This window comes from Paenibacillus sp. SER-28, assembly GCF_052906305.1.
The window spans coordinates 109155-135481 of the sequence record NZ_JBRECM010000010.1; the positions used below are offsets into that span (position 1 = coordinate 109155).

At 45.7% G+C, this 26327-nt stretch carries 19 protein-coding genes; 15 read left to right on the plus strand and 4 right to left on the minus strand.

Annotated features, from left to right (window positions below):
* Positions 1-225: 225 nt before the first annotated feature.
* The 6 genes from ACUYLD_RS20320 (at position 226) to ACUYLD_RS20345 (ending at position 9280) form a co-directional block, all read left to right on the plus strand.
* Entirely contained in the window at positions 226-1704 is a 1479-nt protein-coding gene (locus tag ACUYLD_RS20320) for a spore germination protein (protein WP_446675851.1), read from the plus strand.
* Between the two features lie 4 nt (positions 1705-1708).
* Complete coding sequence (locus ACUYLD_RS20325; RefSeq protein ID WP_446675852.1) at positions 1709-2860, plus strand: Ger(x)C family spore germination protein; 1152 nt, start codon at positions 1709-1711, stop codon at positions 2858-2860.
* Positions 2860-3978: a GerAB/ArcD/ProY family transporter gene (locus ACUYLD_RS20330; protein WP_069290839.1), complete on the plus strand. Its 1119-nt coding sequence runs from the start codon at positions 2860-2862 to the stop codon at positions 3976-3978. The genes ACUYLD_RS20325 and ACUYLD_RS20330 overlap by 1 nt, the downstream gene beginning before the upstream one ends.
* Before the next feature lie 192 nt (positions 3979-4170).
* The gene (locus ACUYLD_RS20335) at positions 4171-5826 is read left to right on the plus strand and encodes an SWIM zinc finger family protein (RefSeq protein WP_446675853.1); all 1656 of its coding nucleotides are present in this window, start codon (positions 4171-4173) and stop codon (positions 5824-5826) included.
* The gene (locus ACUYLD_RS20340; protein ID WP_446675854.1) at positions 5823-8786 is read left to right on the plus strand and encodes a DEAD/DEAH box helicase; all 2964 of its coding nucleotides are present in this window, start codon (positions 5823-5825) and stop codon (positions 8784-8786) included. Before ACUYLD_RS20335 ends, ACUYLD_RS20340 begins: the two co-directional genes overlap by 4 nt.
* Positions 8787-8935: 149 nt before the next feature.
* Entirely contained in the window at positions 8936-9280 is a 345-nt protein-coding gene (locus ACUYLD_RS20345) for a hypothetical protein (RefSeq protein ID WP_061830247.1), read from the plus strand.
* Positions 9281-9371: 91 nt separating this feature from the next.
* On the opposite strand, the gene ACUYLD_RS20350 is transcribed toward ACUYLD_RS20345, so the two are convergent.
* Complete coding sequence (locus ACUYLD_RS20350; protein WP_446675855.1) at positions 9372-11465, minus strand: pectate lyase family protein; 2094 nt, start codon at positions 11463-11465, stop codon at positions 9372-9374.
* A gap of 373 nt (positions 11466-11838) precedes the next feature.
* On the opposite strand from ACUYLD_RS20350, the gene ACUYLD_RS20355 reads away from it, so the two are divergent.
* The 8 genes from ACUYLD_RS20355 (at position 11839) to ACUYLD_RS20390 (ending at position 23292) form a co-directional block, all read left to right on the plus strand.
* The gene (locus ACUYLD_RS20355) at positions 11839-12360 is read left to right on the plus strand and encodes a ClbS/DfsB family four-helix bundle protein (protein WP_446675856.1); all 522 of its coding nucleotides are present in this window, start codon (positions 11839-11841) and stop codon (positions 12358-12360) included.
* Positions 12361-12435: 75 nt separating this feature from the next.
* Positions 12436-13071: a uridine kinase gene (udk, locus tag ACUYLD_RS20360; protein WP_013308305.1), complete on the plus strand. Its 636-nt coding sequence runs from the start codon at positions 12436-12438 to the stop codon at positions 13069-13071.
* A gap of 261 nt (positions 13072-13332) precedes the next feature.
* A complete protein-coding gene (locus ACUYLD_RS20365; protein ID WP_446675857.1) occupies positions 13333-14892 on the plus strand; it encodes a response regulator transcription factor in 1560 nt (519 codons plus the stop codon).
* Positions 14893-14930: 38 nt separating this feature from the next.
* Positions 14931-16745: a cache domain-containing sensor histidine kinase gene (locus tag ACUYLD_RS20370; protein WP_446675858.1), complete on the plus strand. Its 1815-nt coding sequence runs from the start codon at positions 14931-14933 to the stop codon at positions 16743-16745.
* A gap of 341 nt (positions 16746-17086) precedes the next feature.
* On the plus strand, positions 17087-18376 hold the full coding sequence (locus ACUYLD_RS20375; protein ID WP_235306937.1) for an ABC transporter substrate-binding protein: 1290 nt from the start codon (positions 17087-17089) through the stop codon (positions 18374-18376).
* A gap of 101 nt (positions 18377-18477) precedes the next feature.
* Positions 18478-19374 (plus strand): carbohydrate ABC transporter permease, encoded by an 897-nt coding sequence (locus ACUYLD_RS20380; protein ID WP_013308301.1) that lies wholly within the window; start codon positions 18478-18480, stop codon positions 19372-19374.
* Positions 19371-20195 (plus strand): carbohydrate ABC transporter permease, encoded by an 825-nt coding sequence (locus ACUYLD_RS20385; RefSeq protein ID WP_069290830.1) that lies wholly within the window; start codon positions 19371-19373, stop codon positions 20193-20195. Before ACUYLD_RS20380 ends, ACUYLD_RS20385 begins: the two co-directional genes overlap by 4 nt.
* Before the next feature lie 52 nt (positions 20196-20247).
* The gene (locus ACUYLD_RS20390; RefSeq protein ID WP_446675859.1) at positions 20248-23292 is read left to right on the plus strand and encodes a glycoside hydrolase family 2 TIM barrel-domain containing protein; all 3045 of its coding nucleotides are present in this window, start codon (positions 20248-20250) and stop codon (positions 23290-23292) included.
* 399 nt (positions 23293-23691) lie between these two features.
* On the opposite strand, the gene ACUYLD_RS20395 is transcribed toward ACUYLD_RS20390, so the two are convergent.
* From ACUYLD_RS20395 to ACUYLD_RS20405, 3 genes are all read right to left on the minus strand, one after another.
* On the minus strand, positions 23692-23928 hold the full coding sequence (locus ACUYLD_RS20395) for a hypothetical protein (RefSeq protein ID WP_446675860.1): 237 nt from the start codon (positions 23926-23928) through the stop codon (positions 23692-23694).
* Between the two features lie 126 nt (positions 23929-24054).
* A complete protein-coding gene (locus ACUYLD_RS20400; RefSeq protein ID WP_069290827.1) occupies positions 24055-24420 on the minus strand; it encodes a cupin domain-containing protein in 366 nt (121 codons plus the stop codon).
* A gap of 385 nt (positions 24421-24805) precedes the next feature.
* Entirely contained in the window at positions 24806-25168 is a 363-nt protein-coding gene (locus ACUYLD_RS20405) for a cupin domain-containing protein (RefSeq protein WP_013308297.1), read from the minus strand.
* Positions 25169-25393: 225 nt separating this feature from the next.
* Between ACUYLD_RS20405 and ACUYLD_RS20410 the strand changes: the two genes are divergently transcribed.
* On the plus strand, positions 25394-26257 hold the full coding sequence (locus ACUYLD_RS20410) for a LysR family transcriptional regulator (RefSeq protein ID WP_446675861.1): 864 nt from the start codon (positions 25394-25396) through the stop codon (positions 26255-26257).
* Positions 26258-26327: the final 70 nt, after the last annotated feature.

Here is a 26327-nt window from a genome sequence, read left to right on the forward strand (position 1 = left end):
CGTTATCTTAGGGATAGAGCACTCTCGCCTCATATGTATGACCAACGACGGACACCACTGGTGTTCGTTTTTGTTTACATATACTCCAAAAAACTCCCTCTGTCTCTCACGTCTTCAGCTCCTCCATCGTCGAACACGCTAAATTACCATTTCATGAATATATATTACCATTTTACACATATTACATGTATATCGTTGATTTAAGCTTTTGAAGGAGGACAAGTCATGGCGAGATCACTCGAGGAGAAATTGGACCATCTAAAAAAGACCCTGGGTCATCTTCCTGATGTCGTCTTCAAAAAAATGGACGTGGGACAAACGGGAATTCATGTAGTGATGGTTTATCTCTCCGGTATTGCGAATACGGGCATAATTAACGAACAAATCGTTAAGCCACTCATTTTGACTGGAATCCGTGAAAACCACTCCCAAGTTAATCTGGAGAAAATAAAGGAGGAACTGATACAGCAGACGGCATTTACGATCGGTACGAAAGAAGGGGCAGACCTTGAGACATGTGTAATTGAAGTGTTATCGGGAAATACTTGTCTGCTGATCGAAGGAACCGATGAAGTTTTTTTTGCTTCTACGGGCCAGTTTCCTTCGCGAAGTGTCGATGAACCGAGCACCGAAACTTTGGTTAGAGGGCCGAGAGAAGGTTTTATTGAAGATTTGGAAAGCAACTTGGCAATGGTAAGGCGGCATATCAAAGATCTAAGTTTCAAAATAGATAAAATGACCATAGGAAGGAGATCTTCACGGAAATTAGCGATCTTGTACATATCAGATATCGCAAATCCAGAGCTAGTTCAGGAAGTTAAACGAAGAGTCGAAACGATTGATGTGGACGATGCTTCCGATACCGGGATTATTGAGCAATGGATTGAGGAACATTCATGGTCTCCATTCCCACAGATTCAAGCCTCTGAACGCTCGGATAAAGCTATAAATGCTTTAATGTCCGGAAGAGTTGTCATTATGCTTGATGGCACTCCTTTTGTCCTGATTGCTCCCATGACCTTCTGGATGCTGGCTCAATCCCCAGAGGATTATTACGAGCGTTTCCCTTTAGGAACATTTTTTCGTATGCTTCGTTTAATGGCTCTGTTCATTGCAACATTCCTGCCTTCGCTATACGTTGCACTTATTTCTTTCCATCCTGGATTAATCCCGCCTGAGCTGGTGATGTCTATCGTTGCCTCAAGGGAAGGAATTCCTTTTCCCGTTTTTGTGGAAGCTCTAATTATGGAGTTATCATTGGAAATATTACGCGAGGCAAGTCTGCGGCTACCTAAAGGCATAGGACAAGTCATCGGTATTGTAGGCGGTCTTGTGATTGGACAAGCAGCGGTCGAGGCGGCGGTCGTAAGTGCTTTTCTGATTATTGTCGTTGGTCTTACGGCCATCGCGTCCTTTGCAAGCCCGCAGTACAGCGGGAGTATTGGAATACGGCTTCTTCGTTTCCCCATTATGATGATTGCAGGGATTTATGGGCTGTATGGCGTGATTTTAGCCTTTATTTGCTTAGGCGTACACATGGTCCAGATCAAAAGCTTTGGAGTTCCTTACATGTCACCTCTAGCCCCAATTCGGCTAAGAGATCAACAGGATACTTTCGTTCGGGTTCCTTTTAAATATCTCAAAAAGCGTCCTTTGATGCTAAAGACAAAGGATGAGACACATTCTAAATGGAAAAGGAAGTAAGCCTATGCGCTCCTATATCTTTCTGTTTCGTCGAACCCTCTGGGTGCAAAAATGCATCACCGTATGGATCGCATGTGCCCTCCTCATCGGTTGTTGGGATAGCAAGGAGATCGATAAATTGAGTATCATTCAGGGCGTCGCAATTGATATGGATCAGGATATGTTGGAACTAACCTACCAGCACTTAATAGCTCAGAAATCCAAAAAAAGTATGTACAGCAACGTAACCACCTTTAACAAGGATTCCATTCAGTCTGCCTCCAGGGAACAGGCCAAGCAGGTATCCCATGCTCCTTTATATAGTTTTATTCGCTTGATTTTAATTAGTGACCAAGCTATACAAAAAACAAGAATCGACCAATTGTTAGATACGTTTACTCGCTCCTATAAACCGAGTCGAAAATCACTTGTCATGATCACAAAAGGCAGCGCGAAAGAAGCGTTTAATAAGATGGGCAAACATCAAGATATACCTACCATTGACCTTGAGGCTTTGGCCAAAAATAGCGATCTCAACTCCGAGATTCCCCAAGAAATAACATTAGGAGAAATCTCTACACACACTTCACAAGACGCTGACTTCATCATTCAATGCATAGAAACCAATGGAGGCAACCACTTCTCAGGCGCAGCTTTGGTCCGCGGTAAAACGAAGAAATTTGCTAATTGGATAGATGAAAAGGAAGTCACCGGGATCAACTGGATGCTGGGAAAAACGAAGGGTTCAATTATTAGAACCGAAGGCCCAAAATCGGAACAATCCATGGTGTTTGAAGTTGAGGATGTCCATACAAAACTTATCCCCCACCTCAACGGGCAGGATCTCTCATTCACAGTTCGTATTAAAGCAGATATCAAACTAAACGAAAGCTCGGATAATTCTGTAGACTTCCTGAAGGAATCATTCATCCAAACCGCTAAAGAAGCGGCGCAAGATGAAATCAAACAAACAGTATCCCTATCGTTAAACACGCTCCAGAAAGAAATGAGAGCAGATGTAGTCGGTTTTGGCACAAAAGTAAAAGTGAACTATCCCGCTTACTGGGATCGGGTAAAGGAAAATTGGCAAGATACATTCAGTCAAATACCGATCTATGTTCAAGCTAAAGTACAGATCGAACGAACAGGTGCTTATACAAAAGGAGAGGGAGCGTAATGTCCAACATACCTTCCATGAAACAGGAAAAAATATCTACTCTGCAAGCCTTATTTACCGTCACTTCGACCGTGTATGCTGTGGGTATTGTCAGTTTACCAAGAACCATTGCGGAGCAGACAAAAACGCCCGACGTGTGGCAGGGACTTTTGCTGGCAAGTCTGCTTGGGATAGGCGTGATTTTTATCCATGTTAAATTGTGTCAACGATTTCCAGGGAAGACGTTCTATGAGTTCAATCCTGTGATCGCAGGTAAATTCATCGGTCAACTCATCAATATCGCATTTATTGTATATTGCACGATGATCTGCTCGCTTGTATGCAGAATGATGGCGGAATTCCTCAAAGGCCTTGCATTGGAGAGAACGCCAATAGGCATGATTATTTTTCCGTTTCTTCTGCTTATAGGGTATTTGACTTGGGGCGGTCTCCATGCGATGGTTCGATTGGTCGAGCTTTTTTTTCCTTTAACCCTTATTGTTTTTTTATTGTTGATCGTTTTCAATATCAATCATTTTGACATCGATAATTTGCGTCCTGTTTTTCATAAAGGATGGGGCCCGATCTTCCAATCTCTTAAAGTTGTACCTTTTTCGGCAATGGGTTTTGAATCGGTGCTCATATTAACAAATGTTATGGCCAATCCACAAAAGGCGTGGAAGGCAGGCTGGATCGGCTACTCGATTGCAATGGGTTTGTATCTCTTGATGGTAACGATGGTCGTTGGCTGTATGTCAGTTGAAGAAGTTTCCCGATTGCAATGGCCGGTCGTTTCTTTTGCACAGCAAATTGAATTCCCCGGTGCATTCCTGGAACGATTTGAAATATTATTTATCATTTTGTGGACGATCAAAATCTTCATGACCGCCTCAAACTATTATTTCTATATTGTTGCGGGGATCAGCCAGCTCACCCAAAAGTGGAACAGGTACATCTGTTATCTCCCGTTAATTTTATTATTTTCCCTGAGCATGTATCCCCAAAGTTTTATTGAAATAGGCAATTTCGATAAAATAACAGGTTACTTCGGCATTATTATATGCGCGGCAGTCCCCTTGGTACTTCTTGTCATCTCCATGGTCTTCCGCCGAGTTGAGAATTTGGATGGGAAACAGTAGAGGATAGCCCCCATTCTTGCCCGATGACTCAAGTCCCCTTACGTTATAGAGTAAGGGGGCTTTTTGCTTTATCCAGCGGATATCTTCGAAATTTTCCAACTCTCCCTCCACTCAATTTATATTCGTGAACTGATATAATGGAAGAGTTAAGCTACTACCTGATCAACTATTCTCTTTTAGGAGACTAATCATATGAAACCAACCTATCTTATGGATGATATACAGTGGCAACAGCTTATTCAAAACGTGGCTGACCATTTTAATGACGTGACGATCAAACGAGGCTTTCAATATTTTAAGCAGGGAAAGGTAAAAGAATTCGCAATGCCTGATGCCGACCATATCGCAGCTGTCGTGGATGGAAGCGAGCTATACGAGGTGGATCTTCACTTGAGTGCTTTTGCTGCCAGCAGATGTACATGCCCTGTCCACACCAACTGCAAGCATATGATCGCCGTACTACTGAATTACGCGAATGAACAGGAACGTTCTGTACATGCTTTAGTGAACGCTCATTCGGCGGGATTCACCCGATTGGCGGCAAAAGCTGACACGCGTACCACACCTCCTTCCCGGTCGAATCTTTCACCGGATCACAAGGAAGCAACAAAAAACGCTCTCAGCAAAACAGCAAGCAAAATACCGGACATGCCCATTTCAGAGTGGCATGATCTGTTCGATCAGTGTATCGCCCTTAACCGTGTGAACACACAAAATTCCCAATATGTCCAAAGCGCTTTAGCCTCGATCTATGCTGTGATGCCGCCGCTTTCACCTGGCATGCAACAGCTATACGGACTGCATGCTCATCTGCGTGTGCTGGAAAAGCTGGTGCCTCAGTCTCCCATGCCGGGCTATCCCTCTCATACCTATATGGGGTATTACACGCAAATCGCCGCCGATGAGCTTAAAGAAGCTATCGAGCGTGATTTTGAAAGCCCGCTGGGGCTGACCGATGAACCGATGCAAGAAGCCCGTATCGCAGAAACCTTAGCCTATTTGCGCCGAAAAATGCTGACAGAATCGCGTAACGGTACTTATTTTTCAGACACGTATTATCAGTTTTGGCTGAACTGGATGCACCCCGAAAGACAGGACTCCAGCATATATACGGAGGAATTACAGCATTTACAGGCGGCTGAGGAGGATCTCGGCACAACTTTAGCACGACTTCCATGGATGTTGGCTCGTAGCTGGATGCATATTTACCAATCGCAGGATAATGAAGCCTGGGTACTTCTTCAGGAAGCGGAACGAGCTTTTCCACTAAAAATCTCTTCCAACCAATTGCTTTTGTTCTTACATGCGTTGCGCAAATCCGAGGATTGGGCACGTCTCAAGGACGGACTGCGGCATATCGGTCCCCTGCTTCACAGTCATCGGGATGACCATTTACAGGATTATATGCATGATTGGGATATGGTTTTGCAGCACCTTCCAGAAGCGGAGCAGGACATGTGGGACACGCTAGTGGGTATGCTTCCATTTGCCGGAGGAATGTATGAAGAGGCGCTGCTTGCCCACGAAAAATGGCGGTCATGGATCGACTATCAGCTAAGCATATGCAGTGAACCATTGAGTTTTCGAGTGAGCGTGTTACAGCCCATTGAAAAGAACGCGCCTGAGTTACTACTCCCCTTTTACCATCAAGCGGTAGAACGTTATGTGCTAGAAAAAAACAGGGCCAGCTATAAAGCAGCAGTCAAGCTGTTAAAGCGACTGTTCAAGCTGTACAAGAAAATGAAGCAAGAATCACGCTGGGAGCTGTTCTTCACGACCTTCACCAGCCGTCATAGCCGCCTGCGGGCGCTACAGGAGGAATTGCGGAAAGGGAAATTGTTATCATGAGTCAATATACCGAAACGATTACCGTGCATATCCAATTAACTACCTATGGAGACGCGCTGATCTATGGCGATTCCTCCATGAACTATAGCATTTCCGGCCAAATTCTGAAGCAGCGTTTGTTTGCTTGGCATGAGGCTTCGTTTTATGGCACCGAGCTGGAGATTCAACATGTTCAAGATACGGATATTATCCTGCTGCCTTCGGAGCAGGTGATTCCTTTTCTGGCAGAGCGCGAGCTTCTAAAGCATATCGAATGGATCTGGGACGAGGCCCATGCCCCGTGGCTTCGGCTGATCCCTTTACTTGCTCACTGTATTGAAGCGAAAGCATATGTGCCCAGCTTCACGGCATTCCAGGCAGGGAAGCTGCAATGGATGTGGGATGCGGAAGCACTGGAAAACATCCAACCGGCAGAGCTTGCTTTGCTAGGCAGCTTGGAGAAGGACGAGCAGGATGGGCTGATAGCGGCGTTCTCGGCTGCCGTATTTCAGCGCTGGTACGGCACCGAAGCGGAAGCCGCCGATTTGCGAAGAGAATATCCGATTCTCTTCGCCCCCAACCGCCCGGCCGCGGCGGGTCTAGACGTTCGGGCCTGGCTCATCGCCATCGGCTGGAAAGCCGATACCGCGCCATTTCGGCCGCTTCTGCAACTGCTGGAGCCAGAGCTGGAGGACGACGAGCCGTCCTGGCAGCTCAAGCTTGTGTTGCAGGACAAGCAGGACCCGGCGTTGCTGGTGTCTGTACAGCTCGCCGATGATGGGTACGCATCCGGCTCATGGCCCGATGCCTGGACAGCACATGTCCGTGAGCGCTCAGCCGGGTGGCTAGAACGCTTGACCTCGATTTTGCCTGCCGGGCAGCGTGCCGGAAGCCGCGATGACGTGCTGAATCACCCGCTCTCCGACGAAGCGGCGTGGCAATTTCTGACGACCGACAGCCAGCGTCTGCTGGAAAGCGGTTGGCAGGTGCTGCTCCCGGCTTGGTGGGAGGCAGCTACCCGCAAGAAGCCGAAGCTGCGGGCCAAGGTACGCCCAGGCGAAGGGGCGGGAGAGCGCACGAAAGGCAGTTCGCTGTTCGGACTGGACTCGATTGTCCAGTTCGATTGGCGTGTTGCCATTGGCGACGCCGATCTGAGCGAGTCGGAATTCGCCGAGCTGGTCGCTCGCAACGAGCGCTTGGTGCGCTTCCGCGGGCAATGGATCGCGCTCGACCCCGCGCTGCTGGCACAGATCCGCCGGGCCATGGCCGGGATCGACAGTGCTCAGGGATTGTCCTTTCAGGACATCCTACAGCTACACCTGCTCGGCAACGCCGACGAGCCTGAAGGCGACGCCTCGGGCGAGCAGCCGGAGGATGCGGCACGCTTCCGACTGGAAGTCGAGCTGAATGCCCATCTGCTGAAGCTGATCAGCCAGCTCGGACGGCAGTCGGAATGGCCTGCATTGGACGTGCCGGACGGGCTGCAAGCCGAGCTACGGACGTATCAGCGGGACGGGTATGCATGGCTTGCCTTTTTACGGCGTTTTGGACTGGGTGCCTGTCTGGCCGATGACATGGGACTCGGTAAAACGGTGCAGTTTATTACTTATTTACTGCACCTACAGAATATTGCCGCCGAGACGGGCGTCCGTTCCAGCTCACTGCTGATTTGCCCGACTTCGGTGCTGGGCAACTGGCAGAAGGAACTCAGCCGCTTCGCCCCTTCGCTGAAGGTGATGCTGCACTATGGAAGCAAGCGGGAGCAGGGAGACTTGTTCCGCGAAGAAGTCGAGCAGGCCGATGTCATCCTGACCTCCTTCGCTACGGCAACCCTGGATCAAGAGCTGCTACAAAGCATGACTTGGGATTCAGTCTGCCTGGATGAAGCGCAAAACATTAAAAATGCGCAAACCAAGCAATCCACAGCCGTGCGCAGCTTTCCTGCACGTCATCGGATCGCGTTGACCGGGACACCTATTGAAAATCGGTTGTCCGAGCTATGGTCCATTTATGATTTTATCAACCCAGGTTATCTGGGCAGCTCACGCGCCTTTAGCAATCGCTTCATTAATGCTATTGAGAAGGAACATAACGAGCAGCGCACGTTAGATTTGCAAAAGCTGGTTCAGCCCTTCATGCTGCGACGCAAGAAGAAGGACCCAGCTATACAGCTTGATTTGCCTGACAAGAATGAGATGAAAACGTACATTCATCTGACCTCTGAGCAGGGCGCGCTCTATGACCAGATTGTCAAAGAGTTGATGGAACGGATGCAGAAGCTGGAAGGGATTGAACGGAAAGGAGCCATTTTATCCGCCCTTACCCAGTTGAAGCAGCTTTGTGACCATCCTGCCCTCTTAACCAAGGAGGCACTCCCGAATGCTGCGGATTCCGGTTATAGTCAGTCCGATCTTGAAGCGGTCATTAGCCGTTCATCCAAGCTGGAACGCATTCTGGCTATGGTCAAGGAACTGCGGGAGGAGGGCGAGCGCTGCCTTATTTTTACACAGTATATTGGTATGGGGCAGATGCTCCAGCGGGTACTCGCTCAGGAGCTGCAAGAGCCTGTGCTCTATCTGAACGGCAGCACATCCAAAACTGCGCGTGACCGAATGATTGATCAATTCCAATCTCACACGCTCTCCCCTGCCGAGCAGCCGTCCGTGTTTATTTTGTCGCTCAAAGCCGGGGGGGTGGGTCTGAATCTGACGGCCGCCAACCACGTCTTTCACTTTGATCGCTGGTGGAATCCAGCTGTTGAAAATCAGGCCACAGACCGAGCCTACCGGATGGGACAAACGAAGGATGTACAGGTGCACAAATTTATCTCGTTGGGCACGCTGGAGGAACGCATTGATGAAATGCTGGAAAGCAAGCAGCAGCTTAGCGACCAGATCATAACCAGTACCGAGGGCTGGATTACTGAGCTGTCTACAGACGCGTTAAAAGACCTCTTTACGCTACGACGCGATTGGGCATGATGAGGTCCCGAATCGAACGATAATGTACATGGAGTGTCATTTTGAGTTCGATATATATACCTATTTCTAAGAAGTCGTAGTTAATAACACAGTCCAAAACTCCTTTGTGTGCATTTACTATCTCATCACAACAAAGGAGTTGATTTGAAGTGGCCATTCGTCCTCCACAAACATTGAAATCTACGGGCAGAAAGGTTCCTGTTACGAGATATCGCAATGTGAGCCCTACACAAACTCTACGCCGATTTACAGTTATCTGGGCTAACACAAACGGTGTTCCTTTTAACACAACCGGATTCTTTGCTATACTCCGGCGTCTAGATGGAAGCTTTGTCCAAGCTGCAGGCTTCGATGGTTTTGGTACTGCGCGATTTAACAATGTTCGCACACCTACGAACCAGCCTTATATTCTGCGTACTTTTAGAGATGATGGAGTATTATTCCGCGTTAGATCCGTACCTGCTGGCGTATCCTCGTTTGTCGTTATTGGTTAAGTTCGTACCGAACGCAGCCTAGACGTAGTTAACAAAAAAAGCAGCCAGCAACAGAGCTTATCTGTACTGGCTGCTTTTTTATATGGCCTACCTATTCGGAATCTTCTTCCACTATTGCATTTTTCGTAACGGACGTATTGTACACCGTTTTGAGCCAGTTTTCACTCGACCAGTTCAGCTTACCTGCACCCGCTCCATCCTTGGCCTGCAATTGAGCAACCAGATTGGCAGGGTCTTCGGCTGTATAGCTGTATGGCAACGTTGTGAACCCATTCCAAGAGAAGTCCTTGGTCTTGGCAGGATAAGGGGCTAACGGGCTATTCGCATCGTCACTGCCTCCTCTGAATACGGTACCGTTGTTCGAAAAGATAACGTCTTCGGCTTTGATTTTACCTGTGTAATCCGCTTTGTTAGGATCTTTTTGATTATTACGCACTGGAGAGAACACATCAATCAAATAAGACTTTTCTAGCAACACCGCGCCGTTTTCTGTTGAAATTGCACCATTACCCACGACATCAAAATGGTATCCTTTTGCAGCAATTGCTTTAGCCATGTCAGAAGTAATTCTTTTTTTGGCTCTGGCCAATCCGGCATCGTCCATAACGATGTTATATGCATGAGCATTACCCCCACGCAGACGAGGCATGCGATCCTGAATATCCAAATAGTAATTATGATGCAGCGTCACCTCCAGGTCTGCATTGTCGGAAGCCATTTCCGTAGCACCGATTAGATGAGCCTTCTTTTGTCCTGCTGCAATATCAATGATATCTTCTTTACTCATGCCTACTGCACTGCTTCTCAGATACGCGTACATAGGATAGGAAGACTTGTCTGCTTCCATCGCGTTGACTTGTTGGGTTACCCAGCTGTTGGAGCTGCGGTCATCTCCTTTGAACAAAGACCAGGAAATCGTAACTCCGTTACTACCTTTTTTCACATCTACCAAACCATCATAGGCTTTGTTAAATGTACAGTGGTCGATCCATACCTTGGAACTTGTACCTTCGATGGTAACATAATCCCAGTCATTCTTATCATAGTTCCCTTTGGTTGCTTCATCCCACTCCCAAAGCTCATCAAATTCGAGGTTACGGAAAATCAAATTAGAGCTTCTTTTGATGACAAAGCCAGCATGTTTGATTTTCGCACCATTGGCAGAGAAAATCGTAACCCCATTCATATTTTCGATATAGACTTTGCTCACTCCTGTCTTTTTCAGAACAGGATGCGTCTGTACAGGATTGTTGGCACTAAAAGGCATTACTTTGGCAGCACTAGGAATTTCATTCCAACCGAGATCAAGATCGTTCATAATCTCAATCACTTTGACTTTGCTGCCTTTCTTCAGTGCTTCGTTGAGATCTACAGCATTGTATACCTTTTTGTAGTTGGCATCGGTATCCGCAATATTGCCACCACCGGTGTTACCATACGAAAATCCAGTCAAATTATAGTTATTTTTGGAGGTTACATCAGGGTCCACCCCAGGAGTCGGTTGTTCTGTACCTGGTGTCGGATTCACAGGCGGTGTTCCTGGATCTACCTCAGAAGAAGCACCGGATACCATCACATTATCGAATTGGGCAGCTGCTTTGGAGGTTACCAATCCAATGGCTCCAGCAGTGAGGCTGGTGTCTGTTGCGGACAGTTCCAGTTGATCATTGACATACATTTTGATTTCCGAACCGGATAGTTCCAGCTTGACTCTGTACCATGTATTCGTGTCCAGTTTGTATTTTTTATTCGTAGCCAGTGTCTTCATAGAGCCTTTGACTTTTTTTCGAATCTCAAGAGCTCCGTCTTTCTTGTTATACAACGATGCTGCATAGAAGTTGTTGGAATCTGTGTATCTACCTGCAACGTAGACTCGATTGGAGCCATTAAAATCATTTACATATACATCTGCTTGCACGCTATAGTTCGTCCATGAGGCGTTACCTTTGACGGAATGGCTTTCGCTTCGAGTAGATTGTTGGTATGTAGATCCATTCCCATCCTTGACCACAGACCAGTTCCCCGATCCTGCGGTCCAGCCTTGAGCTTCCCCTTGTTCAAAATCATCACTTATCTGTAAATTCCCATCCGCATGTGCATGACCCAGCAACGGTAATGATAAAGACAGTACCAACGTACTGCTTAACATTACACTTGCACATTTTTTTAACAAACTCGACTTCATATAACAGTCTCCTTCTCGATTAGATTCATGAATACTAAAGCAAAGGTTGCACCGTTTATCGGACATGACATGCCCAACGGTATATAACGTACTGATGAAGGGAATAATATTCCAACACCAATGAGGGCCCTAAGCGCTATACTCCAATAATTATAGACACTTAAATAAATATTAAAATATGTCTAATTACTTATCTTTTGTCTTAATTTCTCTATTAATTTTGCATCCTTTTTCGTGAACACACCAACTGCTGTTTCATAAAATCACAAAAAACGATATTTTTTTATTTTTGAATAAGACATACGGTTGTCATATTGGGAATGGTACATATAAAGGGGTGAGTATCATCCATATCATTTAAAGGAGCGATGAGATGTCCAGTTACGAATACGCCTCCAAATCAGAGTTAAAGGAAGCCATTCATGTCTCCTACTTACGATTTGACGGTGAGTTCCAGGAGATCGACGAGAGCCAAAAGGATATCCGTATCCCTGAAGTAGATAAAACACCCGCAGAAATGATTGCCTACCAGCTCGGATGGCTTCATCTTGTCATGACATGGGACAGGGACGAACGGGAAGGAAAAACCGTGATCATGCCCGCCCCCAATTATAAATGGAATAGACTAGGCGAACTATATCAATCATTTTACAAGACCTACTCCCACCAATCTTTACGTGAATTACGCGATATGTTCAAGTTGGCTGAGCAAAAGTGGCTGGATTGGATCGACACACTTAGTCATGAAGAGCTCTTCACTCAAGGCGTTCACGACTGGACAGGGACTAATCCGAAATGGCCCATGGCAAGATGGATTCATATCAACTCGGTGGCACCGTTTAAAACATTCAGAGCCAAGATACGGAAATGGAAGAAATACAAAGTCCAACAGTGATGAAAAAAAGTGTGCATTGTGCTACAATACTTGAGTTGTATCGGGATACATTTAGGGAAGGGTAAGTGAAACGCCATGCTTATTATTGGTATTGCCGGCGGTACAGGTTCCGGTAAATCGACGGTAGCACGCGCCGTCGTTGAGCGTCTGGGATCTAATAAAGTGACTTTCATATCTCAGGATAACTATTATAAAGACCATTCACATCTGAGTTATGATGAACGTGCTTTGGTCAATTATGATCATCCGTTTGCCTTTGACAACGAATTGCTTATTGAGCATCTCCAATGTCTGAAAAAAGGACAAGCGACACAAGCGCCAGTGTATGACTTTACGGTTCATGCACGCTCCACGGACGAGACGGTAGAGCTTCTGCCAAATCACATCGTTATGTTGGAAGGTCTGCACGTACTGTCAGACGAAAAGCTCCGCAGCTTGCTTGACATCAAAGTATTTGTGGATACTGACCCTGATGTGCGCATTCTCCGTCGGGTTCTTCGTGATATTGAGGAACGCGGCCGCACCATCCATTCGATCCACGATCACTATTTGACTACCGTTAAGCCGATGCATGAGGCATTTATTGAGCCTTCCAAGAAATACGCTGACCTGATCCTTCCTGAGGGAGGACACAATGAGGTTGGTATTCAACTGCTGTCTATTTTGACTGAAAAATATTTGGCGGGAGATCGAACATGGGGTACTGTATAAGGTAATCCCGGTTGTTTAGGCTGTCGAGATTTTCTCGGCTGCCTTTTTTGTTGTTTTATATGCCATTTGGACTAAATTTTTTTGGAATCCCCGTGTGGTTTATGTTAGCATGTAAAGATTAAATGCTTTAGATTTGGGCTAAATTTGGAAGCGTTGTCAAATATGTGCCTCAGATGATATAACGTCCACGTGATGGAGGTCTTTTTTGAATCAGGATTTTTGCAAAATCCTCGAATAGGTATAATTACGGAGAGTGCTGCCATGAATGAGCTATGCAACATTTTGATTGTGGATGATGAGATATTGGTACGGCAAGGAATTAAACACCATTTATCGTGGGAACAGTATGGGTTTCGAATTGTAGGTGAGGCTTCTAATGGGAAAGAAGCATTGGAGCTGATTGAAACCTTGCGCCCTCATATTGTCATTACAGATATCGTAATGCCGATCATGGATGGCGAAGAGCTGACGCGCATAGTCAGACAAAACTATCCAGATATCGAGGTCATTGTACTTAGCAGTTACGGCGAGTTTAATTACGTGCGATCCACCTTTCAGCAAGGGGTTGCTGACTATATTTTAAAGCCCAAGCTGGACACGGATGAGCTGCTCCAAGTGCTCCAGAGAACCGCTCGCAAAATTCCATCCATTCAATATCAAGCGAATGCCGGGAATAGTCAAATTACGATAGATCATGTGATCGAAAAGCTGATCTCCGGTTATAGCATGGACTATGACGCCGAGCTGCTGAAGCAAGCATTTCCTTATGCCCGTTTTGCGCTCATAGGTATAGAACAGCTGGCACAGCAGGATAAAGGGCGCTCCATCTCTGCCTCGGACCTATTTTCCAAGCTTACAGATCGAGTAGCCTCTGCCTGTGAGTCCATCGTACTGCGACAACTGCCGTCTGATGTCTATGCGGCTGTGTTTTTAGCCAATCTTGATCTACGGGAAGTAGACGCCTGGATGGCTGCGGTTAGGGAAGTTGCTCAGGAGACAAAGCGAGTCGATCCACAGACAGGCTGGGCAGTCAGCCATTTATTTGATGAGTTCAATCAGATTAGTGACGTCTATCAGGATGAACTGCCAAAACTGCTGAGTTACCGCTTTTATTTCCCAGGAACAGCGCTGTTAATAGAAGACGAACTCCCTCAGCCTGTACAGGTAAACAGCTCGTTTAACTTAAAACAATTTACAGAAGAGATGAAGCGTGAGCATTTTGATACAGCTTTTCAGGATTTGAGATCCTATGTAGCCGCCATGTCCGGTAACTATACCTCTACCGCTTTTGAATTCAAATCGCTTCTCGGAAATATCGTGTTCAACATTACGATTTTGCTCGGGAATCAGGGGTATGATATGAAGGAGCTGGATGCGGCGAAATATTCCTATTTCAAAACAATTAATGACGCCCCTCATGTACATGAAGCCGTGCGCCTTCTGGAGACTTTTTTGGAGGAAGCGAACAGGCAGATCATGGCTAAAACACAGCAAGGAAGTAGCGCAAGCATGAAAAAACTGCTGGAGTATATTGAGGAGCATCATGCTGAAACACTCAATTTGACGACACTTGGGCAATATTTTCACTTTAACCCTTCCTACTTGTCCAGTTATTTTACGGCACACCATACAGAAGGCTTTAGCGAGTATCTCAACAAAATTCGGGTTGAAAAAGCCGCGGAGTTACTACGGTCGGGGACGATGTCCATTTCGGATATTAGCAGCACGGTAGGCTATTCGGACCCCAGCTATTTTACCAAAGTGTTCAAAAAAGTGAAGGGTTACTCGCCCAGTCAGTACCGCCGGGAGCATCTCTATTAGAGAGTAAGCCACATCTGCCAGTAGAAAAGAGATTGCATATGAAAAGATATATCCATAAGATCAAATATCAAGGTCTGTTCTTCAAAATCTTTATTGTTATGGTGGTCAGCATCACTGCGGTGTCCTTGCTGACCTCTTTGGTGACGATTCGGATGTCTGAACGACTTTTTGCTGAGACATTCAGTATTACAAATGCCAAGGTACTCAGCCAGATTCAATCCAGCTTTGAATCCTTCAATGATTCTATCGTGAATGCCGTAACCCATGCTTCGGAAAATGGAACGGTCAAGAACTATCTGACTGGCGGTCAATCTGACTCGATTAACTCGGCGAGGATTTACTTCGGAATGGCACAGCAAATGAAGCAAATTAAATCGAACGTCGATGCCTATGATGTCGGTGTCGCTGTAACAGGTCTGAACGGGCGGAGCTTTTACTCCGACTCGTCCTATTGGCCTGTAACTGCGGAAGAGCTTAAGAGCAGTGCTATTACAGCCCGAAGTGTAGCACGACCGGCACAGCTTATGTATCAATTGGATACTGAATTGTTGCAGCAACAAATGAATAGTACCCCGCAAAAGCCAACACCCTATATCATCGCCTCCAAACCATTTATGGAGCGGACCAGCGGCACCCTGTACGGCATGATCTACATCGCTATCCGAGAGCCTGAATTTCGCCGTTTCTACAACAATTTCACGAGCAACGGCAATGATGTGCTTATTTTGGACAAGTCGGGACTGATTGTATCGAGCAATCGCCAGGATCTGATCGGACAACGCTCCAGTGAGCTGCTAGGCTATGCCACAAAAATCAATGAACAGGGACTTAACTACATTAATGCGAATGTGATGAATAAGGAGAGTATCCTCCTTTCCAACTATATCCCTTCATTTGATTTTTATCTGGTGAACATGATTGACAGACAAGCCGCCATTGGGCAAATTATAGACGTTAAATCCGTTGTATGGATCTGCATTGCCATCGTACTGATTGCTTTGGTGATCGTTTTTCTGATATCCCGTCGACTGATTCGTTCGTTGACTCGACTGGTGAAGCAAATGTCGACCATACGCGAGAAAAATTTTGATAATTATATCCCGGTAACGGGCAGCTATGAGGTTAGACAATTAAGTCATGCTTACAACTACATGCTGGATGAACTAAATGACTATATCCGTAAGCTTTTAGAGACGCAAAAGGGTCAACGGAATGCAGAGCTTGCTGCACTACAACGGCAGATCAATCCGCATTTTCTGTACAATACTCTGGCTTCGATCAAAATGCTGGTGCTCAAAGGAAACAAGGAAACAGCCGCCGAGACGATCAATGCACTCATTTCCTTACTGCAAAATACAATCAGCAATGTGAGTGAAACGATCACCATCGAGCAGGAAATGGCCAACATGCAAAATTATGTGTTCATTAACCATGTACGCTACGGGCAGCGGGTACAAGTGAATTATTTTGTATCACCCGATTGTCTGGAGTACCATGTGCCCAAGCTCATCATTCAGCCTTTTATCGAAAACTCTTTTTTCCATGCGTTTAATGAAAAAAATGTAGGCCACATCTATATATTGGCGTCCAAAACGGAGGATACATTGATCTGTGAGGTGGTCGATGATGGAGACGGTATGGAATTGGACGGGCATACGGCGCAGGACGGACTGCCGAATCCCAAGAGCAAGCGCCAACTGTTCACAGGCATCGGCATCCAGAATGTGCACAACCGCATTACCCTTTTATATGGAGAAGAATACGGCGTGACCATCTCCAGTAAAAAAGGCGAGGGCACCAAAGTCAGAATGACCCTGCCATTGATCGTAAAACCCGCCCCTCCTACCCCATAAAAAATATAGGCTGAACTAAACAAAGAAGGTGGAACAAGAACGGAGTGGGCGGAATGGTGCTGTACAAGCAACAGCGATGGGAAGCACCATCCGGCCGCGCAGTGGCGCTTCGTGAACAACTTTAGTTCAACCTAAAAAAAGTACCTAAACCAAAACAAAATACAAATGTAAGCGGTGCCTTTTTTGATAAATCATAATAATAACACCAATCCGTATAAAGATATTCCTAACGCCGACAAAGTATGGATGGTACACTAGATTTATAAATAAGGTAACCGCTTTCATTTAAGAGATTTAGAACTAGCAAGCAACATATAAAAAAAGAGTAGGGGTTGAACAAAATGAAAAAAATGACTTTCCTTCTGCTGATTGCAAGCTTGATCTTGCTATCCGCGTGCTCCAGCAATTCCGAGAAAGCAGCTACTACCACAGATTCAGGCAAAAAAGAAATCACCGTCTGGGCTTGGGACCCGAACTTTAATATCGCAGCTCTGAAGCTGGCAAAAGATCGATACGTTGCCAAACATCCAGATGTAACCGTAAACATTGTTGAATATGCTCAAAACGATATCGTACAAAAAATGAATGCCGGTCTTAACTCTGGTTCTACCAAAGGACTGCCGAACGTGGTTCTGATTGAGGATTATCGGGCACAGAACTTCCTGCAAGCCTATCCCGATTCTTTCCATGATATGAGCAGCACGATCAAAGCATCCGACTTCGCTGATTATAAAATCGGACCGACTAGCTACAACGGCAAGCAATACGGTGTTCCATTCGACTCCGGTGTTATGGGATTGTATGTAAGAACGGATTATTTGGAACAAGCCGGCTACAAAGTAGCAGACCTGACCAATATTGATTGGGACAAATTTATTGAAATTGGTAAAGCCGTAAAACAAAAAACAGGCAAAGAAATGCTGACTCAAGATCCGAATGACCTCGGTCTGATCCGTGGTATGATCCAAGCCGCAGGTTCATGGTACCTGAAAGAAGACGGTAAAACACCAAACCTGGCTGGTAATCCAGCTCTGAAAGAAGCGCTCTTGACGTACAAATCCTTGTTCGACGCTAACATTGTTAAAATGAATGCCGACTGGAGTCAGTTCCTGGCCGCATTCAACAGCGGTGCAGTTGCTTCCGTACCTACAGGTAACTGGATTACACCTTCGATCAAAGCAGAAGCTTCGCAATCGGGTAAATGGGCCGTTGTTCCTTTCCCTAAGCTGAAAAATATACCTGAATCCGTGAATGCTTCCAGCCTCGGTGGCAGCTCCTGGTATGTTCTTAACTCGGACGGTCAAGATACCGCTGCTGATTTCCTGAAAGAGACATTCGGAACAGATCCAGAGCTGTATCAAGATATGCTGAGCAAAATTGGAATTGTTGGTTCATTGAACGCAGCTTCCAGTGGTAAAGCTTATGACGTAGAAGATCCGTACTTCGGTGGGGACAAAGTATACAAGAAATTTGCAGAATGGACTAAACAAGTTCCAAAAGTCAATTATGGCCTGCACACGTATGCCATTGAGGATATCATGACCGTTGAAATTCAAAACTATCTGAACGGAAAAGATGTAGACGCAGTTCTGAAAGATGCTCAAGGACAGGCGGAAGCACAGCTTAAATAAGACAGTCCATCTAGCCAAGGCTAAACAATAAAACGATAAGCACTTAAAACCTTGGGCTTGCGAGTTCAAGGTTTTATTGCTGCACAGGGAGTTGACATGGTATGAAGACAGCCGCGCCCAAAATAACTACAACACGTCTCAAAGCAGGTATGACAGGATGGTTGTTCATATCCATCGCAGTGATCATGATTGCCGCTTTTTATTTCTATCCGATGATTCAGGCGCTTATCTTGTCCTTTAAGACAGGTACAGGGTCTAATCTGAGCTTTAACGGCATTGATAACTACAAGCGATTGTTCACCGATAAAATGTTTATAACCGCCGTGAAGAATACGTTTATCTATTTAATTTTCCAGGTACCTTTGATGGTCATTCTGGCTCTGTTCATTTCGGTATTGTTGAACGATAAAAACCTGAAATTCAAGGGCTTTTTCCGCACAGCTATCTTCTTGCCGTGTATCACATCCCTTGTAGCATACTCGGTTGTCTTCAAGTACCTGTTCTCGTCCGACGGTCTGGTAAACTCCTTATTGCTGAATCTGCACGTGATTGGCACGCCCATCCAATGGATTACAGATCCTTTCTGGGCCAAGGTTACGATTATTATCGCGATCACATGGCGCTGGACTGGTTACAATATGATCTTTTACCTGTCCGGTCTTCAGAACATTGACAGTTCCATCTACGAAGCGGCCCGTATTGACGGAGCTTCCCCGATCCGACAGTTTTTTAGCATTACGGTTCCACTGCTTAAGCCGATTATCCTGTTCACTTCGATTACATCAACGATTGGTACACTTCAACTCTTCGATGAAATTATGAATATTACCAAGGGTGGGCCAGGGAACGCAACATCTTCAATTTCGCAATATATTTACAATTTGTCCTTCAAATATTCATCCGACTTTGGTTATGCGGCGACCGTATCTTATTCCATCGTCATTATGATCATTATCTTGTCGATTATCCAGTTCAAAGTGGCAGGTGAGAAAAAATGATGAAAACAAAAAGAGCATTTACGTACGCCTTTCTGATCATTGTGTCGTTCGTTTCGATTTTCCCGTTCCTCTGGATGATATCCAGCTCCACGAACCTGTCGGTCGATGTGACCAAAGGCAAGCTTCTGCCTGGCTCTCATCTGATGGATAACATGCACAATTTGCTTGAAAAAGTAGACATCGTTACCGCACTAAGTAACTCTGCAAAAGTCTCTATCTCAACTACGCTGCTGGCTATGCTAATCGCATCACTGGCCGGTTATGGCTTTGAAATTTACAGAAGTAAAGCGAAAGACGTTGTCTTCAATATCCTGCTGATGTCTATGATGATTCCGTTTGCGGCGATCATGATCCCGCTCTACCGGATGTTCGGCAGCATTTCTAATGTCATACCGTGGATCGGTATTGATACACTCTCTTCTGTCGTCATTCCGACCGTAACTACGGCGTTCCTGATCTTCTTTTTCCGTCAAAGCACCAAGATGTTTCCAAAGGATCTACTGGAAGCAGGTCGTATGGATGGATTATCCGAGCTGGGTCTGTTCTTCCGGGTGTATATGCCTACGATGAAAACAACCTATGCCGCTGCCGCGATCATCACATTCATGTCCAGCTGGAACAACTACCTCTGGCCTCTGATTGTGCTGCAAACGCCGGAGAATCAAACGATTCCGCTGTTGATCTCGAACCTCGGCTCCAGCTATGCACCGGATTACGGTGTCATCATGATCGCCATTGTCCTGTCCACACTGCCGACTGCACTGGTATTCTTCCTGATGCAGAAACACTTTGTAGCGGGCATGGTGGGTTCGGTTAAATAACAAACTTCTGTGTACGATCTTCATTTCATTTTATAAATAAGGAGTGTTCGCCTTGACCATCCATACCCCTAGTCTGGACTGGCTGACCGACGTAACCAAATTTGCTGTACATCGGCTGCCCGCCTATTCCGATCACAAATATTACGCTACGCTTCAGGAAGCGGAGCAGCAAGCTGATATGGCTTGGCGTCATAGCCTGAATGGGAGCTGGAAGTTTAACTATGCAACAAATCCAGCCAGCCGTCCGGTAGAGTTCTATACCCCAGGCTTTGAGTACGGCGGCTGGAGCGATATTCAGGTACCGGGTCACATTCAGACGCAAGGCTTTGGCCAAATGCAGTACGTGAATACGATGTATCCGTGGGACGGACATTCGGACGTTCGCCCACCCCATATTCCGGAGGATCACAACCCGGTCGGAAGCTATATCAAAAGCTTTGTTTTGCCGGAAAATATGGCTTCCGACGCGCAACCTGTGTTCATTTCTTTCCAAGGCGTTGAGTCGGCTTTCTATGTATGGTTGAACGGACAATTTGTCGGTTACAGCGAGGACAGCTTTACACCGTCTGATTTTGAACTGACACCATTCCTGCAAGCAGGCGAAAACAAGCTGGCAGTAGAGGTATATCAAAGAAGTACGGGAGCGTGGCTAGAGGATCAAGACTTTTGGCGTTTTTCCGGTATTTTCAGAGATGTGTACCTCTATACCATCCCTACGCTTCACGTACGTGACCTGCATGCCAAGGCAGATCTGGATGCTTCCTACACGCAGGGCCTTCTGGAACTGAAATTGACCTTGGAAAAGCCGACAACGGCCTATGCAACTGTCGATGTGAAAGATGCTACCGGTCATGTTGTAGCTTCTTTGAAAGCTGACTTTACGGATGGCACGGCTTCACTGTCAGCAACCTTGGAGCAAGTGCAGCGGTGGAGCGCGGAAAAACCCTATTTGTACACGTTGTTTATTCAAATTTATGATGCCAGTGGATCGCTCGTGGAAGTCATTCCACAAAAAATCGGCTTCCGTAAATTTGAGCTGATCAACAAGGTCATGCATTTGAACGGCAAACGTATCGTCTTTAAAGGTGTGAACCGCCATGAATTCAACGCTCGCACCGGACGTGCGATTTCCCGTGAAGATATGCTGTGGGATATTCGGACGCTCAAGCAGAATAATATGAACGCTGTCCGCACCTCTCATTATCCAAATCAGACGCTGTGGTATGAGCTATGCGATGAGTACGGAGTCTATGTAATTGATGAAATGAACTTGGAAACACACGGTTCCTGGCAAAAACTCGGTGCCGTCGAGCCATCGTGGAATATTCCCGCCAATCTGCCTGAGTGGCAAGATATCGTCATGGATCGCGCCATTTCCATGCTGGAACGGGACAAAAACCATGCGTCCATTCTAATCTGGTCCTGCGGCAATGAGTCGTATGCAGGTGAAGTGCTGCGCAATGTCGCCAACTATTTCCGAGCCACCGACCCGAGCCGTTTGGTGCACTACGAAGGCGTGTTTCACAACCGTACGTACGATGATACCAGCGATATGGAGAGCCGGATGTACGCCAAACCCGCAGATATCGAGCAATATCTGAACGACAATCCGCAAAAGCCGTATATCAGTTGCGAATACATGCATGCGATGGGTAATTCCGTAGGTGGCATGCACAAGTATACAGAGCTGGAGAACAAATACGAGCTGTATCAGGGCGGTTTTATTTGGGATTATATTGATCAGGCTGTTATGAAAAAAGATCGCTACGGACGCGAGTACCTCGCAATCGGCGGCGACTTTGACGACCGTGCTACAGACTATGGCTTCTGTACGGACGGAATTGTCTATGCAGACCGGAAGGTTTCGCCGAAGATGCAGGAGGTCAAATTCCTGTATCAAAATCTGAAGCTCACCCCGGATCGCAGCGGTGTAACCCTGCGCAATGAAAACCTGTTCGAGGGAACAGGCGACTATGAGTTAGTATATAGCCTGCTGCATGAAGGCCAAGAAATCGCACGTAATGCCATTCATGTAGATGTAGCGGCTCAGACCGAAGCCTATATTCCACTAACGTTCCCTAATACGGATGGAAAGCCTGGTGAGTACGTTATTCACACCGCTCTGGTTTTGAAGGAAGCGACGCTCTGGGCTGAGGCTGGACACGAAGTGGCCTTTGGACAGCATATTTTCATCGTGGAAGATCCAAATCCACTGAAAATCCCTTCGGGTGGCGCCTTACGAGTGGTGCATGGCGATGTTAACATTGGCGTTCACGGTGCAGATTTCAGTATGATGTTCTCCAAAGGGGCAGGTAGCCTGACTTCACTTCGCTACGCCGGACGTGAGATGATCGCCATCCCTCCTGCCCCATTATTCTGGCGGGCGACCACAGACAATGATCGGGGAACCGCACTAGGCTTTGAAGCCGCTGGCTGGTTCGCTGCAAGTCTGACACGTAAATGCGTGGGCATCGAGGTCACGGAAGAACAGACAGACCGTGTAACCGTTACATTCCGCTACACGCTGAGCATCCATGCAGACGTACAGGTAACGGTAGCCTACACCGTCTTGGCGGATGGCAGTCTGAACGTAAATTCGACTTATGAAGGCATCTCAGGACTACCTAACCTGCCGATCTTTGCCCTTTCGTTCAAGGTTCCAGCGGACTACCGCCATCTGGACTGGTACGCGATGGGACCGGAAGAGAATTACATCGACCGTGCCTTTGGCGCAAGACTAGGCGTATTCCGCAACGAAGCTGCGGATAACGTGTCCGGGTATGTCGTACCGCAGGAATCCGGCAACCGTACAGGCGTGCGCCGTGTCGATATTACCGACGATTCTCAGCGTGGTATTCGCATTACTGCTCCTGCCACCGCACCTGTGGAATGCAATATTTCGCCGTATACAGCGTTTGAGCTGGAAAGTGCCTACCATCTGTATGAGCTGCCGAACGTGTATTACACCGTTGTCACCGTAGCTGGAAAGCAAATGGGTGTAGGCGGCGACGACAGCTGGGGAGCTCCCGTACATGAAGAATACCAAATCGCAGCCGATCAAAAGCTGGAATTCGAATTTACCATGCAACGAGTATAAATAAGCACGCTCACTGTTAGACAAGTAGATATAACAAAAGCCCTTCCGCTGCTTCCCTCATGGAAAGCCGGAAGGGCTTTAGCATTTTATCATTCCAATCATACTGTCAGCAGAAAATAAAGTCCTAGATTGTCGTTGTTCTATTGAACTAACATTTCCCGATAGCGCAATTACAGCTAGTTTATTCATTTCACCAACTTTTCTCTGGTTTCGTTTAAACGCCCCTTTGCATTCGTGGTGTCGGAGGGTTCCACCCAAGCAAAACTATCAGAATCATAGCGTGGAAGGAAATACATATGATAATGTGACAAATCATTAAATTCCACCATTTTGAATGAAGGTTATCCCATCAGGATGGAATTGTGTTACTATCAATCTTTTTTAGCATTATAGATGCCTTCATAATCTCGTTGGCAGTAATTTCGTCCAAGTCACCGACTCCGTGGTAATGTTTTTTAGGAAGTATGAGAACATGCCCTCATTTAATGGTGCGATATCCAGAATGCAAGCAACGTAATCGTTCTCATAAACAGTGTTCGTTTCAATTATTTTATTTGCAAATTGACACCCTAAACACATACTATTTGGCATTTTTACTCCCCCACGTTTCATAATAACCACTCCTATATCGGTCATTAATTCTAACCCCCTACCCGTTGATTTAATGAAAAAGGAGCAGCTGCCAAATGGCATACTACCCCTTAATGTTTAGTTAACGTGTCCCGTTACTTTAACGATGTAATCGAACTGAAGCTAAATGCATTAGATCCAAATATCATTGACTGCTGTTAATTCTGACTCAGTCTCGCCAGTGTTTACTACGCCCCTGGGCTCTACCAACATGATATGACACTCCTGGTTAGCGAAAGTTTTGTGTTCGACACTCCTTGGTACAATAAACATCTCCCCTTGGGAAATCTTTACTTGGCCATCTCGGAAATCGATGAACATCTCCCCTTCGAGCACGATAAACACCTCGTCGGTATCTTGATGATCGTGCCATACAAAATCCCCATCTATCTTGACCAATTTAAATTGATAGTCATTCATTTCACCAATGACTTTCGGAGACCAATGCTCATTAAACTTAGATAACTTCTCATTCAGATTAATAGATTGGTAATTAATACTAATACCTCCTTTTTATTGTTCAATATACCATATTATTAACTTGGTTCGTTGTTAACTATCCTGCCCTTTAGTTGAATGCGGCGGATCTCTAAAGGAGAATCAGCCGCTAACATACTAAAAAAATCGACGATACAGTTCGACCTCTCCAATTCGGCAGCCTGTGCTGTAGAGAAACTCAAGTAAAGCTCTTTCTCTTAGTATCTGACAAGAGGTCATCAGATGAATTACATCTTCCTCCATCAAGAACTTAGGAATTTCGCTTATCCGCTTCATAATGACGCCAAAGTTCGCTTAAAATCATAATAAAGCCTCCTACTTGGGCAATTAATTCTAGTTTTGCTTCTATTAGGAGGTTTAGACTATTTGTTCAACTAGCGTTTCATCAAATTCGTTGAGGAATCGAAACGGTTCGTTCATTTACCACATTTCCCGTGTTTAGAGTAGTTTTTGGTTCGATTAATAGTAAATGGACCTCTTCTTCAGCAATTGGCTGATGTTCAACCCCTTTAGGTATAATAACAAACTCCCCTTCGTTAACAGCTATTTCACCGTCTCTCAAACGGATTAGTAGTCTCCCTTTCCATACGAAGAACATTTCGTCCTCGTGATCATGGTGATGCCAAATGAATTCACCCTTGATCTTTGCCATTTTTACGTATGAATCGTTCAACTCTCCACCTATTCTGGGATTCCAATAATCAATTATTTGCAAAAATTTATCTTGTACATTGACCTTCGAAATCATGAGATTCCCTCCTCATTATTGGTAACGTGTACTGCATTTTGCCCCGGCTAGAATCTCCTTTTCCCCCATTCTCCTCCTCATCATCAGATAACGAGGTACTCAATCACTTGGTTTTGGTGTAAATCCCTCTTATTCACTAAGTTTACATACTGCGATGCATCACGTAAAATTAAAAAATAGTGTATAGATAATCACATTTTGTGATGCAAAAAGGAGAGAGTTGTTTTGGACATTAGATCTTTGGAGGTGTTTAAGGCAGTAGCAATTGAACAAAGCATTACAAAAGCTGCTGAGAAATTGAATTATGTACAGTCCAATGTTACTGCACGAATACAACGTCTTGAGCAAGAGTTGGGCGTTCCCCTGTTATATCGATATCATAAGAAGGTATCCTTAACGCCTGCAGGACGTGAACTGTTGCCGCATGTAAACAAGTTGCTTTACGATTTCGAGGAAGCGATTGAGGCAGTTAAGCTTTCTTCTGCCCCGCGGGGAACTTTGCGCATTGGAGCTATGGAGTCAACTGCTTCTACACGATTGCCATTGATTTTTACACAATATCACAAGAAATTTCCACAAGTAGAATTAAGCTTATATATGGCACCTACTGTAGATCAGGTTAGTACCATTCTCAAATATAAGGTAGACGGCGCATTTGTGGATGGGCCAATTCTTCATCCGGAAATTGTTGAATACCCTGTCTTTGAAGAATCTCTAGTTTTGATTACAAGCTACTCTCCGGAACCATTCCAATTAGAATTGATTTTACATGAACCACTGCTTTCGTCATTCGCGCATTGCATCTATTTGGGACGTTGGCAGCGATGGCTAGAGGACAATGGCTATGCTCCTATGAAGGTGATGGAATATGGCACTCTAGAGGGTGTCCTTAAATGCGTTGAAAACGGGTTAGGAGTCACCGTCTTACCAATATCTATGGTTGAATCACGGATGCAGGGAAGACTTAACTGTCATCCATTACCGGAACCGTACAGAACAGTGCCCACTGTGTTTATAAGGCGTCGTGACTCATACATGACCAGTGCTCTCTCACGATTTATGGAGCTGGTGGGCAAAACTAATCTGTGATTTGTTGCTATTTGCCAACTTAATGAAGCAACGTCCCTTTAATACTTTATTTTCCCAGTCTAGAACTTTA